Annotated in this window: 15 protein-coding genes; 2 read left to right on the forward strand and 13 right to left on the reverse strand. The window is 44.0% G+C overall.

The genetic code is table 11. The features are described from left to right. Positions 1-907 precede the first annotated feature (907 nt). On the forward strand, positions 908-2,251 hold the full coding sequence (gene trkA / locus E4K67_RS26005) for a Trk system potassium transporter TrkA (RefSeq protein WP_135552101.1): 1,344 nt from the start codon (positions 908-910) through the stop codon (positions 2,249-2,251). 2 nt (positions 2,252-2,253) lie between these two features. Beyond that, positions 2,254-3,708, forward strand: coding sequence for a TrkH family potassium uptake protein (locus E4K67_RS26010; RefSeq protein WP_135552103.1), 1,455 nt, complete (start codon positions 2,254-2,256; stop codon positions 3,706-3,708). Between the two features lie 80 nt (positions 3,709-3,788). Here E4K67_RS26010 and E4K67_RS26015 read toward each other — a convergent pair whose 3' ends face one another. From E4K67_RS26015 to pyrH, 13 genes are all read right to left on the reverse strand, one after another. Beyond that, complete coding sequence (locus E4K67_RS26015) at positions 3,789-4,247, reverse strand: redoxin domain-containing protein (RefSeq protein ID WP_135552105.1); 459 nt, start codon at positions 4,245-4,247, stop codon at positions 3,789-3,791. Positions 4,248-4,270: 23 nt separating this feature from the next. Next, positions 4,271-4,432, reverse strand: coding sequence for a hypothetical protein (locus E4K67_RS31385; protein ID WP_135552107.1), 162 nt, complete (start codon positions 4,430-4,432; stop codon positions 4,271-4,273). Between the two features lie 29 nt (positions 4,433-4,461). Then, positions 4,462-8,139 (reverse strand): PolC-type DNA polymerase III, encoded by a 3,678-nt coding sequence (locus tag E4K67_RS26025; RefSeq protein WP_243454637.1) that lies wholly within the window; start codon positions 8,137-8,139, stop codon positions 4,462-4,464. Positions 8,140-8,213: 74 nt separating this feature from the next. Beyond that, complete coding sequence (locus tag E4K67_RS26030; protein WP_135552163.1) at positions 8,214-9,938, reverse strand: proline--tRNA ligase; 1,725 nt, start codon at positions 9,936-9,938, stop codon at positions 8,214-8,216. 165 nt (positions 9,939-10,103) lie between these two features. Continuing rightward, positions 10,104-11,183: a flavodoxin-dependent (E)-4-hydroxy-3-methylbut-2-enyl-diphosphate synthase gene (gene ispG, locus E4K67_RS26035; RefSeq protein ID WP_135552165.1), complete on the reverse strand. Its 1,080-nt coding sequence runs from the start codon at positions 11,181-11,183 to the stop codon at positions 10,104-10,106. 31 nt (positions 11,184-11,214) lie between these two features. After that, positions 11,215-12,282 carry an RIP metalloprotease RseP gene (gene rseP, locus E4K67_RS26040; protein WP_135552109.1) on the reverse strand — a complete coding sequence of 356 codons (1,068 nt, stop codon included), beginning with the start codon at positions 12,280-12,282 and terminating at the stop codon, positions 11,215-11,217. Between the two features lie 121 nt (positions 12,283-12,403). Next, on the reverse strand, positions 12,404-13,546 hold the full coding sequence (locus E4K67_RS26045) for a 1-deoxy-D-xylulose-5-phosphate reductoisomerase (RefSeq protein ID WP_135552111.1): 1,143 nt from the start codon (positions 13,544-13,546) through the stop codon (positions 12,404-12,406). A 69-nt stretch (positions 13,547-13,615) separates the two neighbouring features. Further along, a complete protein-coding gene (ytvI, locus tag E4K67_RS26050) occupies positions 13,616-14,716 on the reverse strand; it encodes a sporulation integral membrane protein YtvI (RefSeq protein ID WP_135552113.1) in 1,101 nt (366 codons plus the stop codon). Positions 14,717-14,726: 10 nt separating this feature from the next. After that, positions 14,727-15,509, reverse strand: coding sequence for a phosphatidate cytidylyltransferase (locus E4K67_RS26055; RefSeq protein ID WP_135552116.1), 783 nt, complete (start codon positions 15,507-15,509; stop codon positions 14,727-14,729). Positions 15,510-15,518: 9 nt separating this feature from the next. After that, on the reverse strand, positions 15,519-16,283 hold the full coding sequence (locus E4K67_RS26060) for an isoprenyl transferase (protein WP_135552167.1): 765 nt from the start codon (positions 16,281-16,283) through the stop codon (positions 15,519-15,521). Between the two features lie 275 nt (positions 16,284-16,558). Beyond that, positions 16,559-16,762 carry a hypothetical protein gene (locus E4K67_RS26065; protein ID WP_135552118.1) on the reverse strand — a complete coding sequence of 68 codons (204 nt, stop codon included), beginning with the start codon at positions 16,760-16,762 and terminating at the stop codon, positions 16,559-16,561. Further along, on the reverse strand, positions 16,759-17,316 hold the full coding sequence (gene frr / locus E4K67_RS26070; RefSeq protein ID WP_135552120.1) for a ribosome recycling factor: 558 nt from the start codon (positions 17,314-17,316) through the stop codon (positions 16,759-16,761). The genes E4K67_RS26065 and frr overlap by 4 nt, the downstream gene beginning before the upstream one ends. Beyond that, a complete protein-coding gene (gene pyrH / locus E4K67_RS26075) occupies positions 17,313-18,038 on the reverse strand; it encodes a UMP kinase (RefSeq protein WP_135552122.1) in 726 nt (241 codons plus the stop codon). Before pyrH ends, frr begins: the two co-directional genes overlap by 4 nt. Positions 18,039-18,055: the final 17 nt, after the last annotated feature.

Here is an 18,055-nt window from a genome sequence, read left to right on the forward strand (position 1 = left end):
CATTGAGTATAGTGACAATATTATTAAATTAAGCCCTGAGCCTTGAGCAATTCACTTGCAACGGCTTGAACATAGGCAATCGAGAGCAAGCATCAACTGTAGTTGAACGAGCTCACTTAATAATGCAACTTGCACATTTCTAAAGATCTGGTCTATCCTCCATATATATAGAAAAGAACTGAAAGCTAAGCCTTCAGTTCCCCTTTTTTACCACAACTTATTCAATTACCTGTTGATATTCAAAACACTCAAATGTTTATCTATCAATCTCATCTTTGCAGTGGGCTTTCTGAGTTCACGCTTTGCGTTTTAGATTCATGATTAACTGAAAGGGTCATATAGCATAATCCATATCCTAAAACTGAGAAACAGATGGCCGTTATTAAAAAATCTAAACCTACCATACGAACCCCCCCCTAAATTATAACATAACCTGTTAATATCCTTTGATCAGCTTTGATACTGTAACTTGTTTGATTCAATCCCCTAGTTTTTAGGAATTTTCTTTCTTCTTATTATTATAATCCAATTGGTTTAAGTTTTTCTTAACAATTTATAAACAATTTATAAACTGTTCTCACCATGTAACAAGTTTTCTTAAGTATTCGAAAAGCAGGATACATCCTCATAGATCTGGAACAATTAGGGGTGTGATCAAGTCGTATGTTTCTAGAGTTGTCTCCTCATTTTCTGTTGTTATATCTACGTTCTAGGCGTTATGAAGAACATAATAACAATCAAGTATTCTGTTTATGAAAAATTTGTTGACGGATTAAGATTCTAGGCATATAGTGACAGACATCGAGTCAAACTATATGCCTAAAATTTGCTTTTCTCGGCTTGCTTGAAGCAGTAAACTGTACATAATCATTCAAATAATATATTTATATTTTGATGGGGGTATGAAATGCGCGTCGTTATTGTGGGGGCAGGAAAATTAGGTTTTAGCCTCGCTGAGCGCTTAGCCAAAGAGGAGCATGAAGTAATCGTAATCGAACAGGACGAAGAACGTCGTTTGATCGTGCAAAATAGTTTAGATGTCATGGCTATAGTAGGAAATGGAGCAAACCCACAATTTCTAACCAGCACCGTTGCCAAAAATGCTGATCTACTTGTCGCGGTTACTGACAGTGATGAAGTTAATATGATTGCTTGCATGGCGGCCAAAAAAATAGGAATACCTCAAACGATTGCGAGGGTGCGAAACCAGGAATACGCCTGCGCAGATCAATTCAAATTTAATGAATCCTTGGGTATCGATTTGGCTATTAATCCAGAAATGACAACGGCTATCGAAATTAGCCGAATTCTTCTGACACCCGCAGCTTTAGCGGTAGAGGACTTTGCTGATGGAAAAGTCCGCTTATTGGAAGTAAAAATTAGTCCAGAATCAACGCTTGTAAACATTCCCTTGCTAAAACTAACCCTCCCACCTCATATTCTGGTCGCGGGCATTTTACGCCAAAACATGATGATCATTCCCCACGGCGAAGATTATCTGCTTCCTCAGGATAATGTTTTTTTCGTTGGGGGGGCTGATGCTATAGAGAAATTTGGTAAGCAGTTCGCAGATAAGAGATCGGTGATAGAACGAATTATGATCATCGGCGCGGGCCGAATAGGACGTCATCTAGCCAAGATTTTGGTCAAAGCGGGCTTGTCTGTAAAAGTAATTGACAAGAATAGAGAACGTTGTCGTGAATTAGCAGACCATCTGGGTAAAGGACTCGTCCTGTGTGGTGAAGGCACGGATATTGATCTTTTAGCTGAAGAAGGAGTCGGAGAGGCTGATGCCGTTGTATGCCTCACTGATGATGATAAACTAAATTTACTGTTGGCTCTTTTAGCCAAGAATTTAGGCGCTCAGAAAACGATTGTCCGTGTGGGACGCTCTGACTATATGTCCTTAATGGGCAAAGTCGGGGTGGATGTTGTCTTATCTCCAAGACTACTAACCGCTGGCGTCATTTTACGCCAGGTTCGACGCGGTAACATTGTCGCTGTCACTCTTCTGGAAGGTGCTAAAGCGGAGGCTATGGAAATTTTAGTTCCCGCCAACTGCCAAATTGCCGGCAAAAAACTTAAGAATATTAAATTCCCTCGTAATTCCTTGGTTGGAGCCTTAATTCATGAAGAAGTGGTCAGTGTTCCTAATGGCGAAACAGTCCTTCACGCTGGAGACAGGGTCGTGGTCTTTACGCTTCCTGACATAGTTAAGAAAGTCGGAAAATTCTTTGAGAGTAGGACCTGAAAATGAACTTTCGATTGATAGAGAGCGTATTAGGGGGATTGTTATTAGTTTACGCGGCAATAATGAGTATTCCTCTCGCTTGCGCTCTTATAGAAAAAGATACTAGCCCAGGGCCTTTCCTTTTCACGATTGCTCTTACGGGTGTCGTCGGTTTCATTCTTACTCATCACGGACGTAAAGAAGGCCGAATGGGGATTCGAGAGGGTTTTGCCATCGTATCTGGGGCTTGGATTTTGACGTCACTTTCTGGCGCCCTTCCTTTTTACCTCTCGAATGCCGTCCCATCTTATATTGACGGGGTATTCGAAACGGTTTCCGGCCTGACTACCACCGGCGCTAGTGTCATCGACAATGTTGAGGCCCTCTCCAACAGTTTATTACTGTGGCGCAGTTTAACCCATTGGCTGGGAGGTATGGGGATTATTGTTTTGTTCATTGTTTTCTTGCCCAAGATTGGGGCAGGGGCAGTACATCTCTTTAACGCCGAAGTCCCTGGTCCAATGGCGGAAAGAGTATTACCACGGATTAGAGATAACGCTGCAAGACTCTGGCAGATTTATGTTGGCTTTACCCTATTACAAATAGTCCTTTTGGTGCTTGCAGGAATGTCTTTGTTTGATTCCGTAAACCATTCCTTCGCTACAATGGCGACTGGCGGTTTTTCTACTAAGAATTCCAGTATTATGCACTATGACAGTACTGTCATTGAGTTGATCATCGTTGTTTTTATGATTATTGCCGGTGGAAACTTTGGGCTTTATTTTCTAGCTTGGAGTCGAGGATTGAAACATATATGGCAAGATACAGAATTTCGCATTTACTTGGCGATTATTGCAGGCGCCACCATGCTCATCTCACTGAGTTTATGGCTTGCTGGGGGTAAGGAGATCATTTCCTCTTTGCGACTAGCCCTGTTTCAGGTGGCATCAATTATAACGACTACTGGCTTTGCTTCAGACGATTTCGACAAGTGGCCTTCACTAACCAAAATTGTCCTATTCTTATTAATGTTTATTGGTGGGAGCGCTGGCTCAACTGCTGGGGGCATTAAAGTAGCCCGGATGATTCTATTGGCGAAACTGGCTTGGGCTGAACTAAGGAGGGCTGTCCATCCTCGCGCTATAATGAGTATTAATTACGGCGGTAAACATGTCGACCCACTCATGCTTAATACTGTGGCTGTTTTTTTCTTCCTCTTTATGGCCATTTTTGCTTTTGCTACTATTCTGCTTTCTGCCACAGGCTTAGAACCGTTTGATGCAATGAGTGCTGTAGCAGCTACCCTCGGTAATGTCGGCCCGGGATTCGGAGTAGTTGGACCTACAACTACTTTTTCCTCGATCAATACTTTTGGCGAAGTGGTCTTGATCATTTGTATGCTACTGGGACGCTTGGAACTTTTCACGTTATTGGTTGTACTCCAACCTGAGTTCTGGAGAGCACGTAAAAGTTGGTAAAGTAATACGTATTCTACAAAAAAAGAGCCGAGAGGCTCTTTTTTTGGTATCTACTTATTTTATAAAAGTGCTGAACAAATTCACTTTAATTGTTGAATAACCTCTTCAACGTCTGGGAGTTGATGTATATCATAGATTTTTATCCATATTATTTTACCGTTTTCATCAATAATCACATTTGCCCGCTCAGAAAACCCTTCTTCCTCACGAAACAAGCCGTATTCTTTAGCGACTGCCCCATGTGGCCAGAAGTCCGAGGGCATTTTAATGTTGGCAATCTTCAGTTCCTTAGCCCAGGCATTTTTCGAAGGGACAGCATCAATACTGAGACCCAATGGAATCGTACCTAATGCCTCAAATCGCGCGTAATTAGTTTCTAAAGATTTCATCTGATCAGCGCAAACAGGAGTCCAAGCTAAAGGGTGCCACGACAGTAAAACTTTCTTACCTTTATAATCGTTTAAGCTCACCTCATTACCTCGGTTATCCTTTAGTTTGAAATCTGGAGCAGTAGCTCCAATTGCGATTGGATTTGTCATTGTACTTTCCTCCCTAATCCTTACTATTCTAATTCTTTCATAAAACGTTGTGCATCTCGTGGTTCCCAGACTCTATCGACGAGTGGCGGTCGGTCCACCATCCATGAGAGCCGATCACTGAAGGTCGGTTTTTCAACGCGGTAGAAAATTCCGATTGGTATTTTCTCGCCCCACGGCGAACGCATGGCCGAGGACGTGCGACGCGGACCCTCCCCTAAAACAGGCTAAATTGATTCGTTTCTGCAAGCCCTTCAAAACACCCGTGGTTCTGAAGAACTTCGATAATAGATTTACTAAGTTTCAAATCTTCAATTGATTTAATCCCTTGTTCCTTCCGAAGATCCACAATATTCCGAGCGGCAGTTTCTCCTAATCCTTGAACAGATGTGAAGGGGGGCAATAGCCCCGTGGGTGTTATCAAAAAATCAGTCGCCGCGGATTCCCATAAATCGACGTACCTTAAAGTAATGCCCCTGGCATACATCTCAACCGCAAGTTCAAGAATCGTCGCCATGTTCTTTTCTTTGGCAGTCGCTTCTTTCCCTTTTCGTTCGATCTCTTCAATGGTTTGGCGGCAGAATTCCTTTCCCTGAATGATGATTTCAATATCAAACTCATCTGCTCGAACCGTGAAAAACGTCGCATAGAATGCTTCTGGATAGTTAAGCTTAAACCAAGCAATTCGGAACGCCATAGTCACGTAAGCAACTGCATGAGCCTTAGGAAACATGTATTTAATCTTTTGGCAAGATTCGATATACCATTCAGGCACATTGTTGGCTCGCATTTCTTCAATTTGTTCTGGTTTTAGCCCATATCCTTTTCGAACACCTTCCATGATCTTAAAGGCATGTGAAGGCTCTAACCCTTTATAAATGAGATATACCATAATGTCGTCTCTGCAAGCAATGATCTCTGAAATGCTGGCTGTTCCGCCTCGAACAAGTTCTTGCGCATTACCGATCCATACATCGGTACCGTGCGACAGTCCCGAAATACGCACTAAGTCTGAGAATCCCTTTGGCTGAGTGTCCTCTAGCATTTGCCGCACAAACTTAGTCCCGAATTCTGGGACTCCGTAGGTGCCCGTTTTAGAATATATCTCCTCAGCTGTAACCCCTAAGGCCTCTGGACTGGAAAACAGAGACAACGTCAACTGATCATCTACCCGAATTGCTAGTGCATCCACCCCTGTTAAATCCTCCAACATCTTAATTGCCGTCGGATCGTCGTGCCCAAGGATATCAAGCTTTACCAAGCGGCCGGAAATAGAGTGATAATCAAAATGGGTGGTGATAAACTCAGATTTTTGATCATTGGCAGGTCTTTGCAACGGCGTAAAATCGAAAATATCACATTCTTTAGGGATAACCATCTGCCCTCCGGGGTGTTGCCCAGTTGTCCTTTTGACTCCAGTACATCCCCTTATTAAACGTGCCATCTCAGCTGGTCTAATTTGCAGTTTCCGTTCATCGACATAGTTTTTGACATAACCAAACGCGGTCTTATCGGCGATTGTCGCGATGGTTCCAGCCTTAAATACATTATCCTTGCCGAATAATTCTTCCGTAAATCGATGAGCTCTAGGCTGATAGTCTCCAGAGAAATTTAAATCAATATCTGGTACCTTATCACCTTTAAAACCCAAGAACGTCTCAAAGGGTATATCGTGACCATCTTTCGCCAGCTGTTGCCCGCATTTTGGGCAATCTTTATCCTGTAAATCTGCGCCTGAACCGACACTTCCGTCCTCAACCCAAATGGAGTGCAAACAATCAGGATTCACACAGCGATAATGAGGAGGCAAAGGATTCACTTCGGTTATCCCTGTCATCGTGGCCACCAAGGAAGATCCAACAGACCCTCTAGAGCCGACAAGATAACCATCTTCATTCGATTTTTTCACCAATAAGTGTGCGATTAGGTAGAGAACGGAGAAACCATTTCCGATTATGGCTTTTAGTTCTTTATCTAAGCGTTTTACGACAACCTCCGGTAATGGATCACCGTACAACGCACGGGCCCGTTTCCAGGACATCGTCTCGATTTTTTCCTCTGCTCCCGGAATAGTAGGTGTAAAGAGTTCATCTGGGAAGGGTTTCAGAGCTTCAATTTCGTCACAAATACGTTTAGGCGCGCGGACAACCACCTCTAGAGCCTCTTCAACACCTAGGTATGCAAACTCTTGAAGCATTTCCTCCGTCGTTTTATAAAACAAAGGAGCTTGGTCATCGGCATCGCTAAACCCTTTTCCGGCCATAATAATTCGTCGGTAGGCCTCATCTTCTGGATCTAAAAAATGAACATCACCAGTGGCCACGACTGATTTATCCATTTCTCGCCCAAGAGAGAGCACTGTTCGATTTATTTCTCGGAGTCCATCTTCAGAAGGCACTTGGCCGTTACGAAGCAAAAAAGAGTTGTTGCCAATAGGCTGTATTTCTAAATAATCATAAAATGAGGCTATTTCCTTTAACGTTTCTCGAGGTTCTTTACGCATAATTGCTTGGATCAGTTCCCCTGCTTCACACGCTGAACCGATGATCAATCCCTCACGATAAGTCTGAAGCAATGATTTCGGCATCCGAGGACGGCGATGATAATACTCCAAATGGGATGCAGTAATTAAACGATATAGATTCTTAAGCCCAATTTTATTTTTAACCAAAAGGATGATATGGCGACTTTTCTGCTGATTTAAAGGAGGAGTGCCAGGTGAGTCATCAATCAAATACCCTTCAACGCCCAGAATTATCTTAACACCATATTTGGCACCCGCATCAACGGCCTCCGGGAATGCTTGTACAACCCCATGGTCAGTAATCGCCACTGCTTCATGACCCCAGTGGCTTGCTCTTTGAATCAGGTCCTCTGCTGAAGTCATGCCATCCATAGTCGACATACGCGTATGCAAATGCAATTCGATTCTTTTTTCCGTTGCTTGATCTTGGCGAATCGCCGGAGACGTCCGCATTATATCTTTTGGCATTAGAGTTAGCTCGGAATTATAGCGGTCGTATTGAACACTTCCACGGATTTTCACCCATTCTCCTTCTTTAAGATCAAGGCTCTCTTGCTCCTTTTCTAGAAAAACCTTGCCAGATATCGAATCGGATTTATCCGAGATCATAAGAGTTAGCAGTAATCGTCCGGATTTTAATTTTCTATACTCAATTCCAAATACTTGCCCTAAAACAATGATCTGACGTTCTTCGTCTTGAACCTCATGCAAGGAAACGGGCTCTCCATTAAACTCTTTCCCTAGCAAACATGTTATTCGTTTTTTATCAGATTCAGCCCCCTGTTTGGTTTGAGAAGAAAGAAGTTGCTGTAAATGTTCAAACTCTACCGTTTCAGTTTGCTGGGCAAGACCAGTAAGATCTATGCTGGTATCCAGCTCACAGATAATCTTTGGTTGCAGCCGATAACGGGTATAAAAATATTTTTCAAGGACGTGTTGTTTGGCATGGAAATATTCAATCCCTAAAGCGTTGGGAACGAATAGCCGCAGTTCTTCGTTGGAAACTTCATAATGCGCCTCACCAAGCCAACCTTTCATGGAAGGTAGCTGCTTTGTTATATCCTGGACAATTTCTCCCCAGTGCTTCTCACAGAGGGATTTTAACGAAGTGACTTGCGCTACACATTCAACACAACATTCGACCTTCTTAATCTCCGGAACTAGTGTCATTAGTAATAATTCCAAGGATGCTAAACTGGCTTCCTCCAGCTCATTTAATGAAGAAAGGTGGAGGACCCATCTCCCTTGTTTGGGAAAGACCTCCACCTGAATGAGCTCGACCGTCGTCAAATCTATTTGCCAAGGTCTAATTTGATCTGGAGGAAGTTTTAATATGAACGGGACTTCCATCAACGAAAGAGTCCTAGCCATGTGCGTTCCCCCTACCCTCATTATGCGAAGTTGGAATGAGAGTTTTTTTGTTTGTTTATCATCGAGGTCCGAAGTTAGTATTTTAGAGCTTTCTCTATTATGGTCTTAACCTGCCCGGCAACTTCCTCAACTAGTACTAGCTTTGTTTCGCCCGTTTTTCGTTCTCTAAGCTCAACCTGGCCATTCGCCAGGGTTTTACTCCCTATTGTTACCCGTATAGGATATCCGACGAGATCTGCATCCTTAAATTTCACACCAGCACGTTCATCACGATCATCCAGAACAACTTCCACCCCAAGACGTTTAAGCTCAAGATAAAGCTTATCCGCCGTTTCGACCACTAGGGCATCTTTTGTGCTGACTGGTACAACTATACATTGGTATGGGGCAATCGGCATCGGCCAAATAATCCCATTATCATCATGATTTTGTTCGATCGTAGCGGCTATTGAACGACTCACGCCAACGCCATAACAACCCATGACACAAAACTTTTCTTCTCCATTTAAGTCTAAAAAAGTTGCTCCTAATGCTTTACTATACTTTGTCCCCAGCTTAAATACTTGCCCTACTTCTATTCCCCTAGCTTCTTTGAGGGGAACACCACATTTTAGGCAGGCTTCACCGGGTTCCATCATTCGTAAATCCAGGATCTTGTCTATACGAAAGTCTCTACTTGGAACGGTATCGACAAAGTGATAATCCGCTTTATTCGCTCCACACACTGCTTTTTTCATCAGAGGTACTTCCTCATCGGCGATTACCAAAAGTCCAGCAGGCACTTCGATTGGGCCCACAGAACCTGGTGCACACCCTAAAATCGTTGAGACAGCCTCAGGAGACGCTAGTTGGAGGGATACGAATCCTCCTAAAGCGTTATTTAATTTTATTTCATTTAGTTCGCGGTCTCCACGGAGCAATACCAAAAATAATTTCTCATCTCCTTGATAAAGCAAAGATTTGACCAGAGCAGTCTTCGGTTCAACTAAAAACTCTGATAACTCCTCAATAGTCTTCACGTTCGGCGTAGAGACTAACTTGTGTTGGCCTTCAGGCGAGACATCCTCAATAACTTGAGGACGGCACTCTGCTTTTTCTACATTGGCCGCATAATTGCACTCTGGACAATAGACTACTGCATTTTCTCCCGAATCGGCTAGAACCATAAATTCATGGGTTCCACCTGTTCCACCTATGGCCCCGGCATCTGCTTCGACAGCCCTGTAAGCTAAACCACAACGGGAAAAGATTCGGCAATAGGCATCGTACATTTTTTTGTAGCTTTCACCGAGCCCTGCTTCATCTCGATCAAAAGAGTAAAGATCTTTCATGACAAACTCACGTCCACGCATCAAGCCGAAACGGGGACGTCGCTCATCGCGATATTTATTCTGAATCTGATAAAGTAAAAGTGGAAGTTGCTTGTATGAACGAACTTCATTCCTTACAAGGTCCGTAATAATTTCTTCGTGCGTCGGCCCGAGACAAAACTCCCGATTGTGACGGTCTTTTAAACGAAACAGCTCGTCACCATATACCTCCCAACGCCCACTCTCTTTCCATAATTCGGCGGGTTGCATGATCGGCATCAGGACTTCTTGTCCACCTTTGGCATCCATTTCTTCTCGAACAATGGCTTCAATTTTCCTTAAGACTCGTAATCCGAGTGGCAAATAAGTGTAAAATCCAGACGCTGACTTGCGAATTAGACCTGCCCGAACCATCAATTGATGGCTAATAACTTCAGCCTCAGCCGGAACCTCTCGGAGTGTAGGGTTTAAAAGTTGACTGACACGCATAATGTCCATTCCTTTCCTTTGTAGGGATTCATAAATCCCTACCTTAATATCATATATCGTCATTCTGTAGACCCAATTCCAAGCCTGTTGTTGTACTGGCGAGTCAAGCATTGCCCCACGTTATTACCACCTGCTTACGAGCAATTTATGACTCGCGCCCCAACCTTATTTCTTAGCATGTTCACGGACATATTCTTCGATTTCGCGGAGGAGAGCCGGTAGTAATTCATTTTCTGGTAGTCGAGCTACAATTTCTCCCTTTCGGAATAAAAGCCCTGTCCCTTTTCCGCCTGCAATTCCAAAATCAGCTTCACGTGCTTCGCCCGGCCCATTGACTGCGCATCCCATTACCGCAACCTTTAAGGGCTTGTCCAGTACAGGCAAGTGTGCTAACTGCTCTTCAACACTCTCCGCCAATAAGGCTAAGTCAACTTGCGTGCGGCCACAGGTTGGACAACTGATTAACTCCACGCTCCGCTGTCTTAGGCCTAGAACATGCAGGATTTCAAGAGCTACAGGAATTTCTCGTACCGGGTCACCTGTGAGTGACACTCGAATCGTATCTCCGATCCCTTCAGCAAGCAATGTCCCGATCCCTATCGCCGATTTTACCACACCAGAACGTACCGTCCCTGCCTCAGTCACCCCGAGATGTAACGGATAATCCACAACTTCGTAGATCTTGCGATAAGCCTCAAGCATCAGGGGAACGGACGATGCTTTCAACGAGACCTTTATTTTATGATACCCTTCTTCTTCAAGTAATCGAATATGTCCTAAGGCACTCTCGATCATCCCTCCGGCAGTGGGACCTCCATATTTTTCTAAGAGCTCTTTCTCCAATGACCCTGCGTTAACCCCAATTCGTATGGGGATTTGTCGTTCTTTTACAGCACGAACGACCTCTTGTACTTTCCAACGGGCTCCGATATTCCCAGGATTAAGTCGCAAGCCATGGATACCTTGTTCAACTGCACGGATAGCCAAACGATAGTCAAAATGAATATCTGCAATCACAGGCAGTGGACTCTTAGCTGCGATCTCCTTTAAAGCCGAGGCTGCCTCATCATCCAAGACTGCAAGACGGACGACTTCACAGCCAGCATCAGCCAAGGCGTTAATCTGAGCTAAGGTTGCTCCTACATCGCGAGTATCCGTATTTGTCATCGATTGTACGACAATCGGGGCTCCGCCACCAATTGTCACAGGTCCTACTGATACGGGTTTTGTCGTTTTTCTGTGCACCATGTCTATCTCCTACTCCAAGCCTCATTCACTACCCAACTTTATTGAATAAGCGCAGGACATCTTTATAAGTAACGGCGATCATTAAAGCCATAAGCAAAACGAAACCTACCAAATGAATCATATTTTCCTTTTCTGGGTTTAGCGGCTTCCCTCTTACCCCCTCGATCAATAAGAAGATAAGCCTACTCCCATCTAGAGCAGGGATGGGAAATAAGTTAATGAGTCCTAGTTGAATACTTAATACTCCAGTTAAACTCAATAAGTTTGCTAACCCCTGCTGGGCCCCTTCCCCAATGACTTGAGCAATCATAACTGGACCACCTACATCGGCTGGTATCTTTCCCGTTACCATCTGTACCAACAACACCACGATTGTCTTTGTAAAATCTACTGTTCGTTCTAATCCGTAACGGGTCGACTCCAAAATAGAAGCATGCGTATAGATGATTTCCGGTGCAATACCAATCATACCATGCCCAGTTGGAGCGTCCTTTTCCGTCTTCAATGATACAGTTTGTTGCTTTCCTTTGTCTCTTTCAATCGTTAAGCTTAACACTTGGTCCGGTTTGGCCCAGATGGCTTCTGTCAAACTTGTCCAATTTGGCGTTAACTCATTGTTCACTGCCAGTATTTTATCTCCCGGTTGAATCCCAGAAGTGGCTGCTGGTTTTCCCGTAACGAGTGATCCGATCATATTAGTGTTACCTTGTGATGGAATCCCGAGATAGGCAAAAACTCCCACGAATAGAATTATTGCTAGAACAAAGTTCATGATCGGTCCAGCCACAATTACCGACATACGCTGCCAAACTGGCTTATTCATAAAACTTTGCGCATCATGGGTAGGGGCAATCACAGCTTTGCCATTGACATCAACTTCAGCATCCATTCCATGAAGTTTGACGAACCCACCTAAAGGGATGAGACGCAGAGCGTAAAGTGTATCCTTCCCTTGATAACCCACAATTTTCGGACCAAAACCAAAACTAAATTCTATAACCTTAACTCCGATCCATTTTGCAACCATATAGTGCCCAAGTTCATGAATCATGACCATGCTTCCAAAAACAAAAACGATGGCGAGTGTCGTTAACACTTTAATCCCCCCTTTTTCGAAGTTCGTAATTCGTATTTCATGCTTCGATTATAATTACACGGTTGGTTCGATCATAACATAAATTCGAGTCATGGTTCAGTTTCGCAACCCGATTATCGAACTACGAAATAAGCTCTGCGGCACGTCGTCGTGCCCAGGTGTCTGCATCGAGTATGCTTTCCAAATCTAGGCTATCTAACACATTATGTTCAGAACAAACTTTTTCGACAATGTCTTGAATCTTAAGATATGTGACCTTCTCCTGAAGAAATGCCAACACTGCGATTTCGTTGGCTGCATTCATCACGGCAGGTAGAGTTCCGCCGCGTCGACCTACACGATAAGCCATAGCAAGCGCAGGAAAACCTTCCAGATCTGGTTCATGGAAGGTTAATGTTTTTCCACGAAAATCTAGTCGTTCAAAAGAGTTTTTCCAGCGGGATGGATAGCTCAGAGCATACTGGATTGGCAACCGCATATCCGCCCTACCTAACTGGGCAAGTACGGAGCCATCTCGATATTGAACCATGGAGTGGACTACGCTCTGCGGATGTATAAGGACCTCTATCTGATCATATTCCATATTAAATAAATAATGCGCCTCAATCACTTCGAGACCCTTGTTCATCATTGTTGCCGAGTCAATGGTAATTTTCGCACCCATATCCCAATTTGGATGGCAAAGTGCTTTCTCTAACGTGACCGTTGCTAATTGTTTCTGAGTCCATCCGAAAAAAGGGCCACCCGATGCAGTCAAAATGATCTTCTCAAGCGTTTCGTGATTGTCCTCCAAACACTGAAAAATTGCGGAATGTTCACTATCCACTGGGAGGATCGGGCATTTCATCTTCCTTGCCGTAGACATGACCAAGTCCCCACCAGCGACCAATGTTTCCTTATTAGCTAGGGCAATAGTTTTGCCTGCCTCTAGCGCAGCAAGAGTGGGTTCTAGGCCAATTCTACCTGAAATTGCCGTGACGACGGTATCCACTTGTGGGGCGATAACTGAGTTAATAATCCCGGTCATACCCTGATCAACCTTAATCGGTAAATTCTTTAATCGACCACGTAGCTCACGAGCGGCCCCTTCATCCATCATTACAACGATTTCCGGATGGTAAAGTCTGGCCTGTTGTTCTATAAGCTCGATACTTTTATCCGCTACCAAGGCATGAATCTTGAGCTGCTCTCCCGAATGTCGGACAACATCTAGGGTTTGACGGCCAATAGAGCCTGTTGATCCCAATATAGTTAGGGTTTTCAACGCGAATCATCTCTTCCTACTTTTAGTTGTTACAGTGAACTCCACTTCACTCGATGATTAATAATCATTTTACTTGGGAGGCCCAAAAGCTCCCGCTTTTCGCACGGCTTCATAACAAATAACCACCACTGGTCCCATAATCATGCCTATAGCACCTACTAACTGAAGTCCTACATACATCGAAATGAGAGTTGGAAGCGGGTGTATTCCAATTCCATTAGACAAGATTTTGGGCTCCAGAAACTGACGTACTGTAAATGTAACAAGCCACAGCACCAATAATTTTAAACCTTCTCCGAAAGATCCCATAATAAAAAGCCCGACGCTCCAAGGCAAAAACAGCATACCCGTGCCCACAATCGGCATTATGTCCAAAAGCCCTGCCAGTACACCCAACGTAACAGCATAAGGATTTCCCAGCAGCAGCAAACCGCCGATGGTTGAAAATGCCGTGACAGAAATCAAAATTGCTTGCGACCGCAAATATCCCACAATCGCCGCTCCCAAATCATTACTGATAGCTTGAGCACTGACGTGCCAACGGTTCGGAAACAAGTCGGAAATAAACTGTTTTACATTTGGATAAGTCGAGCTCATCAGCAATGTCGCGACAATGGACACCACCAAGACAATAAACACACGAGGCAATGCAGTTAGAAAACCCAGTAAAAGGGTACTCCCAGATTTGGCCCATTCCTGAAGTGTTCTGGCTAAGCTTTCCGTCGCTCCTACCAGAGTAGTTTGAATTTGAGGGTTTACTTTTATAAATTTTTCAACAGTATCTACTTGCTTTGTCACAAAATCCACAAGATAACTATAATCAGGTAACGTGACTGCTAACTCGGATAATTCTGTATAAAGACGAGCAACAATTATAAAAATAAACAGGCTCAATCCAGCCAGTGCCAAAATGATAGAGAGTATAGATGCATACGTTCGACGAATCCGAATACCTCGCATCAGTCGCACAACGAGCGGTTCGAGTAGGAAGGCAAGAAGAAGTGCTAGAACAAATGGCAAAAGGGCACTAAACGTTTTAGCGATAACTTCACCAAATACCGGCAAAAAATCTTGGAAAAAGTATGTAAAGACTTTCAACATGACGAGTCCCGTAGTTACCACTGCAAGCCTATTTAGATTTGTCCATATAGGGTGTTTCTGAATGCTCAACGCTTTCACCTCACGAAAGTAATATAACCCCATAATACACTAAAGGGAGTGCAAAAATCAGACTATCGAACCGGTCCAAGATCCCACCGTGCCCGGGAATAAGCTTTCCAGAATCTTTAACCCCAGCGCTACGCTTCAAGGCAGATTCAAACAGATCACCAATTTGCGAGCTAATCCCAATAATAATAGCCAAGATGACATACATAATCAAAGTTGCTCCGCCGGCAATACGCCAGAACACTAAGGCGACTGCTACACTAAATAACAATCCCCCAAGAGAGCCTTCCACTGTTTTCTTAGGGCTAACTTGGGGAGCTAAAAGGTGGCTTCCAAATTGTCTCCCTATAAGATATGCGCCCGTATCCGTTGCCCATACCAAAAATATAGTCAGAAAAGTCCATTCGGTTCCATTTGGAAGCTGACGAAGTAAATATAGGTGAGATAATAAGACAACCGAATAAAGGACCGCAAGTATATTAAAGCTTGCTTCCGATAAAGACGTTTTTGGATAAGTTAAGGCCAACCGTCCAAGTCCAATTAGAAGCCAAAAGACTAGAACCGTCACCATCCATTCTGCCCCACCGCTCAACAAGCTAGCCAACCAAACAACCGTGACAACTGTCGTAAGCTTAGACCAAGTGCGGATACCCATTTTCTCACCAATTTGCATAAATTCCCATAAGGCAAATAATGTCAATACTGCAACTAGGAACGCTGAATATAGCCCACCCATATAAATAAGTCCCAAGAAAAGTGGCGCGCCAATCAAGGCACTTATTGTTCTTTTAAGCATGTGTTCTCCTCAATTTGTATGTATTCCACCGAAACGACGATCACGCTTCTGATACGCTTTTATCGCTTCAACTAAAGCCTTTTGGCCAAAATCCGGCCAAAGTTCTTCTACTACAACAATCTCTGTATAAGCCAACTGCCAAAGTAGGAAGTTACTCAACCTCATTTCTCCTGAGGTCCGAATAAGCAAATCTGGATCTGGTAATCCTCGAGTGTAGAGTTTTTCACTAAAGCTTTGCTCATCAATCTCTTCAATTCTCTGCTCTCCAGTTAAGACTTCTTTGCTCAAACTCTTAACTGCATCGATGATCTCCGATCGTCCACCGTAATTAAGAGCAAGGTTTAGAATGAGGCCCGTATTATCGCGTGTACTCTTCATCGCATGTGCTAATTCATGCTGCGCCTCCGGCGGGAGGTCATTGAGCTTCCCCATGGTACGAATGACTACATTGCTTTGATGTAACTCAAGGAGTTCCTTTCTCAAGTACTCCGTAAGAAGTGTCATCAATACTCCCACTTCATCTTTAGGCCTTTTCCAATTTTCTGTAGAAAACGCATAAACAGTCAAGACCTCAATTCCAAGTTTAGAACATGCCTTAACGACCTTTCGTAAGGCCTCAACGCCTGCCCGATGTCCCATTGAACGAGGAAGCGCTCGTTTCAGAGCCCATCGCCCGTTTCCGTCCATGATAATGGCAATATGACGCGGGAGGCGGTCCATAGCAACTTGGTCATTTGATTTAACTTTATTTTTATCCCAAGGTTTGAACCACATCATTCCACCCCCATACTCGATATTCGAAATTCGATGTTCGTGGTTCGATATTAAACTACAAACTACGGACTTTCGGACTATAAATCCTCGAACTAAGATATGCAAACCATGAAAAGCCCTATACTGGGTGTTCGATATTCAAACTACAGACTTCGGGCCTTTCGAACCAAGAACCTCGAAAAGACCCCCTATTCGAAGTTCTTGGTCCGTGGTTGCGCGGTTCTTAGTTGAATATCGAACCACGAACCACAAATATCGAACAACGAACAAGGGGTCTATGGCTGACTTGGCGAAAATTTCTCATACGCTAAGACAACCTCCACACGACCGTCAATTTCTCTAACACGGACGACACGACAGCTTCCCCACGCTTTCATTTTACCATGAGGGCTCGTGATTTGAAAAGCATAAGGTTTACCTATGCTTTCAAGTTCAAGTTTTACCTCGTCCCAGTTTCGGCCGAGCAAACCTTGTATCATACTTCCGTAATTTCACTTTCCTTAGTATCCATGATATGTTCAATCTCTTTAATGATCTTGTCTGTCAGCTTCTGGACATCTTCTTGGGCCCTCTTTATCTCATCTTCGGAGGCTTCATGATCTTTTTCAAGCTTCTTAAGCTTATCGTTGACATCTCTGCGCACGTTGCGAGCTGCTACTCGCGCCTCTTCAGCCTCTTTTTTTACCTTTTTGACCAATTCCATGCGACGTTCAGCTGTGAGTTGGGGAATATTCAAGCGAATCACTATTCCATCACTGGACGGATTCAACCCTAGATCAGATTTCATGATTGCCTTTTCAATAGCTGGAAGAACGGTTCTATCCCAAGCCTGAATAACTAACATTCTTGGCTCAGGAGCAGAGATATTTGCCAGCTGGCTGATTGGAGTAGGTGCCCCATAGTATTCGACCATAACTCTGTCGAGAACACTCGGATTTGCCCGGCCTGCTCGAATTGTGGCATACTCTCTACGTAAGACGTCTATCCCTTTATGCATCCGCTCTTCTGCGTCTCTAATCACCTCAGAGATCATTCACTATCCCTCCCTACATAAGTTCCAATGGCTTCGCCCATAAGCACCTTTCGAATATTGCCTGGTGTTGTTAGGTCAAAAACTATGACAGGAATATTATTATCCATACAAAGTGACGTGGCAGTAGAGTCCATCACACCTAGTCCTTTGCTTAGGACATCGAGATAACTTAAACGGTCAAACTTCTTGGCCTGGGGATTCTTCATCGGGTCAGAATCGTAAACCCCATCTACCTTCTTAGCCATCAAAATGACATCAGCCTCGATTTCAGCAGCCCGCAAAGCGGCCGTTGTATCTGTGGAGAAGTAAGGGTTACCCGTTCCAGCCGCGAAAATTACAATTCGTCCCTTTTCCATATGTCGAATCGCTCGGCGTCGAATATACGGTTCAGCAACCTGTCTCATTTCAATAGCCGATAAGACACGGGTGACTGTCCCGGTCTTTTCTAAGGCATCTTGTAAAGCCAAGGCATTCATCACTGTTGCCAACATGCCCATATAATCAGCCGTTGCACGGTCCATGCCTTGGGCACTTCCCGCAATTCCTCGCCATATGTTTCCGCCACCAACAACCAGGCAAACTTCAACCCCCATATCCCGAATTTCTGCCACCTGGGACGCTACGGAGACGAGCATATCGTGTTGAAGCCCAAAACCTTGATTACCTGCAAGCGCTTCCCCGCTAATTTTAAGGACAAGTCGACTATACCGTGGTTTTTCCATCGATTAACCTCCATCAA

Source organism: Desulfosporosinus fructosivorans (genome assembly GCF_004766045.1).
Classification (GTDB): Bacteria; Bacillota; Desulfitobacteriia; order Desulfitobacteriales; family Desulfitobacteriaceae; genus Desulfosporosinus; species Desulfosporosinus fructosivorans.

Bases quoted from the DNA above. Each gene is read 5' to 3' on its own strand.
- E4K67_RS26030 (WP_135552163.1), bottom strand. From the start codon at position 9,938: ATGCGTGTCAGTCAACTTTTAAACCCTACACTCCGAGAGGTTCCGGCT.
- E4K67_RS26010 (WP_135552103.1), top strand. From the start codon at position 2,254: ATGAACTTTCGATTGATAGAGAGCGTATTAGGGGGATTGTTATTAGTT.
- trkA (WP_135552101.1), top strand. From the start codon at position 908: ATGCGCGTCGTTATTGTGGGGGCAGGAAAATTAGGTTTTAGCCTCGCT.
- E4K67_RS26060 (WP_135552167.1), bottom strand. From the start codon at position 16,283: ATGTGGTTCAAACCTTGGGATAAAAATAAAGTTAAATCAAATGACCAA.
- E4K67_RS26055 (WP_135552116.1), bottom strand. From the start codon at position 15,509: ATGCTTAAAAGAACAATAAGTGCCTTGATTGGCGCGCCACTTTTCTTG.
- E4K67_RS31385 (WP_135552107.1), bottom strand. From the start codon at position 4,432: ATGCGTTCGCCGTGGGGCGAGAAAATACCAATCGGAATTTTCTACCGC.
- E4K67_RS26025 (WP_243454637.1), bottom strand. From the start codon at position 8,139: ATGGCTAGGACTCTTTCGTTGATGGAAGTCCCGTTCATATTAAAACTT.
- E4K67_RS26065 (WP_135552118.1), bottom strand. From the start codon at position 16,762: ATGATACAAGGTTTGCTCGGCCGAAACTGGGACGAGGTAAAACTTGAA.
- E4K67_RS26015 (WP_135552105.1), bottom strand. From the start codon at position 4,247: ATGACAAATCCAATCGCAATTGGAGCTACTGCTCCAGATTTCAAACTA.
- frr (WP_135552120.1), bottom strand. From the start codon at position 17,316: ATGATCTCTGAGGTGATTAGAGACGCAGAAGAGCGGATGCATAAAGGG.
- pyrH (WP_135552122.1), bottom strand. From the start codon at position 18,038: ATGGAAAAACCACGGTATAGTCGACTTGTCCTTAAAATTAGCGGGGAA.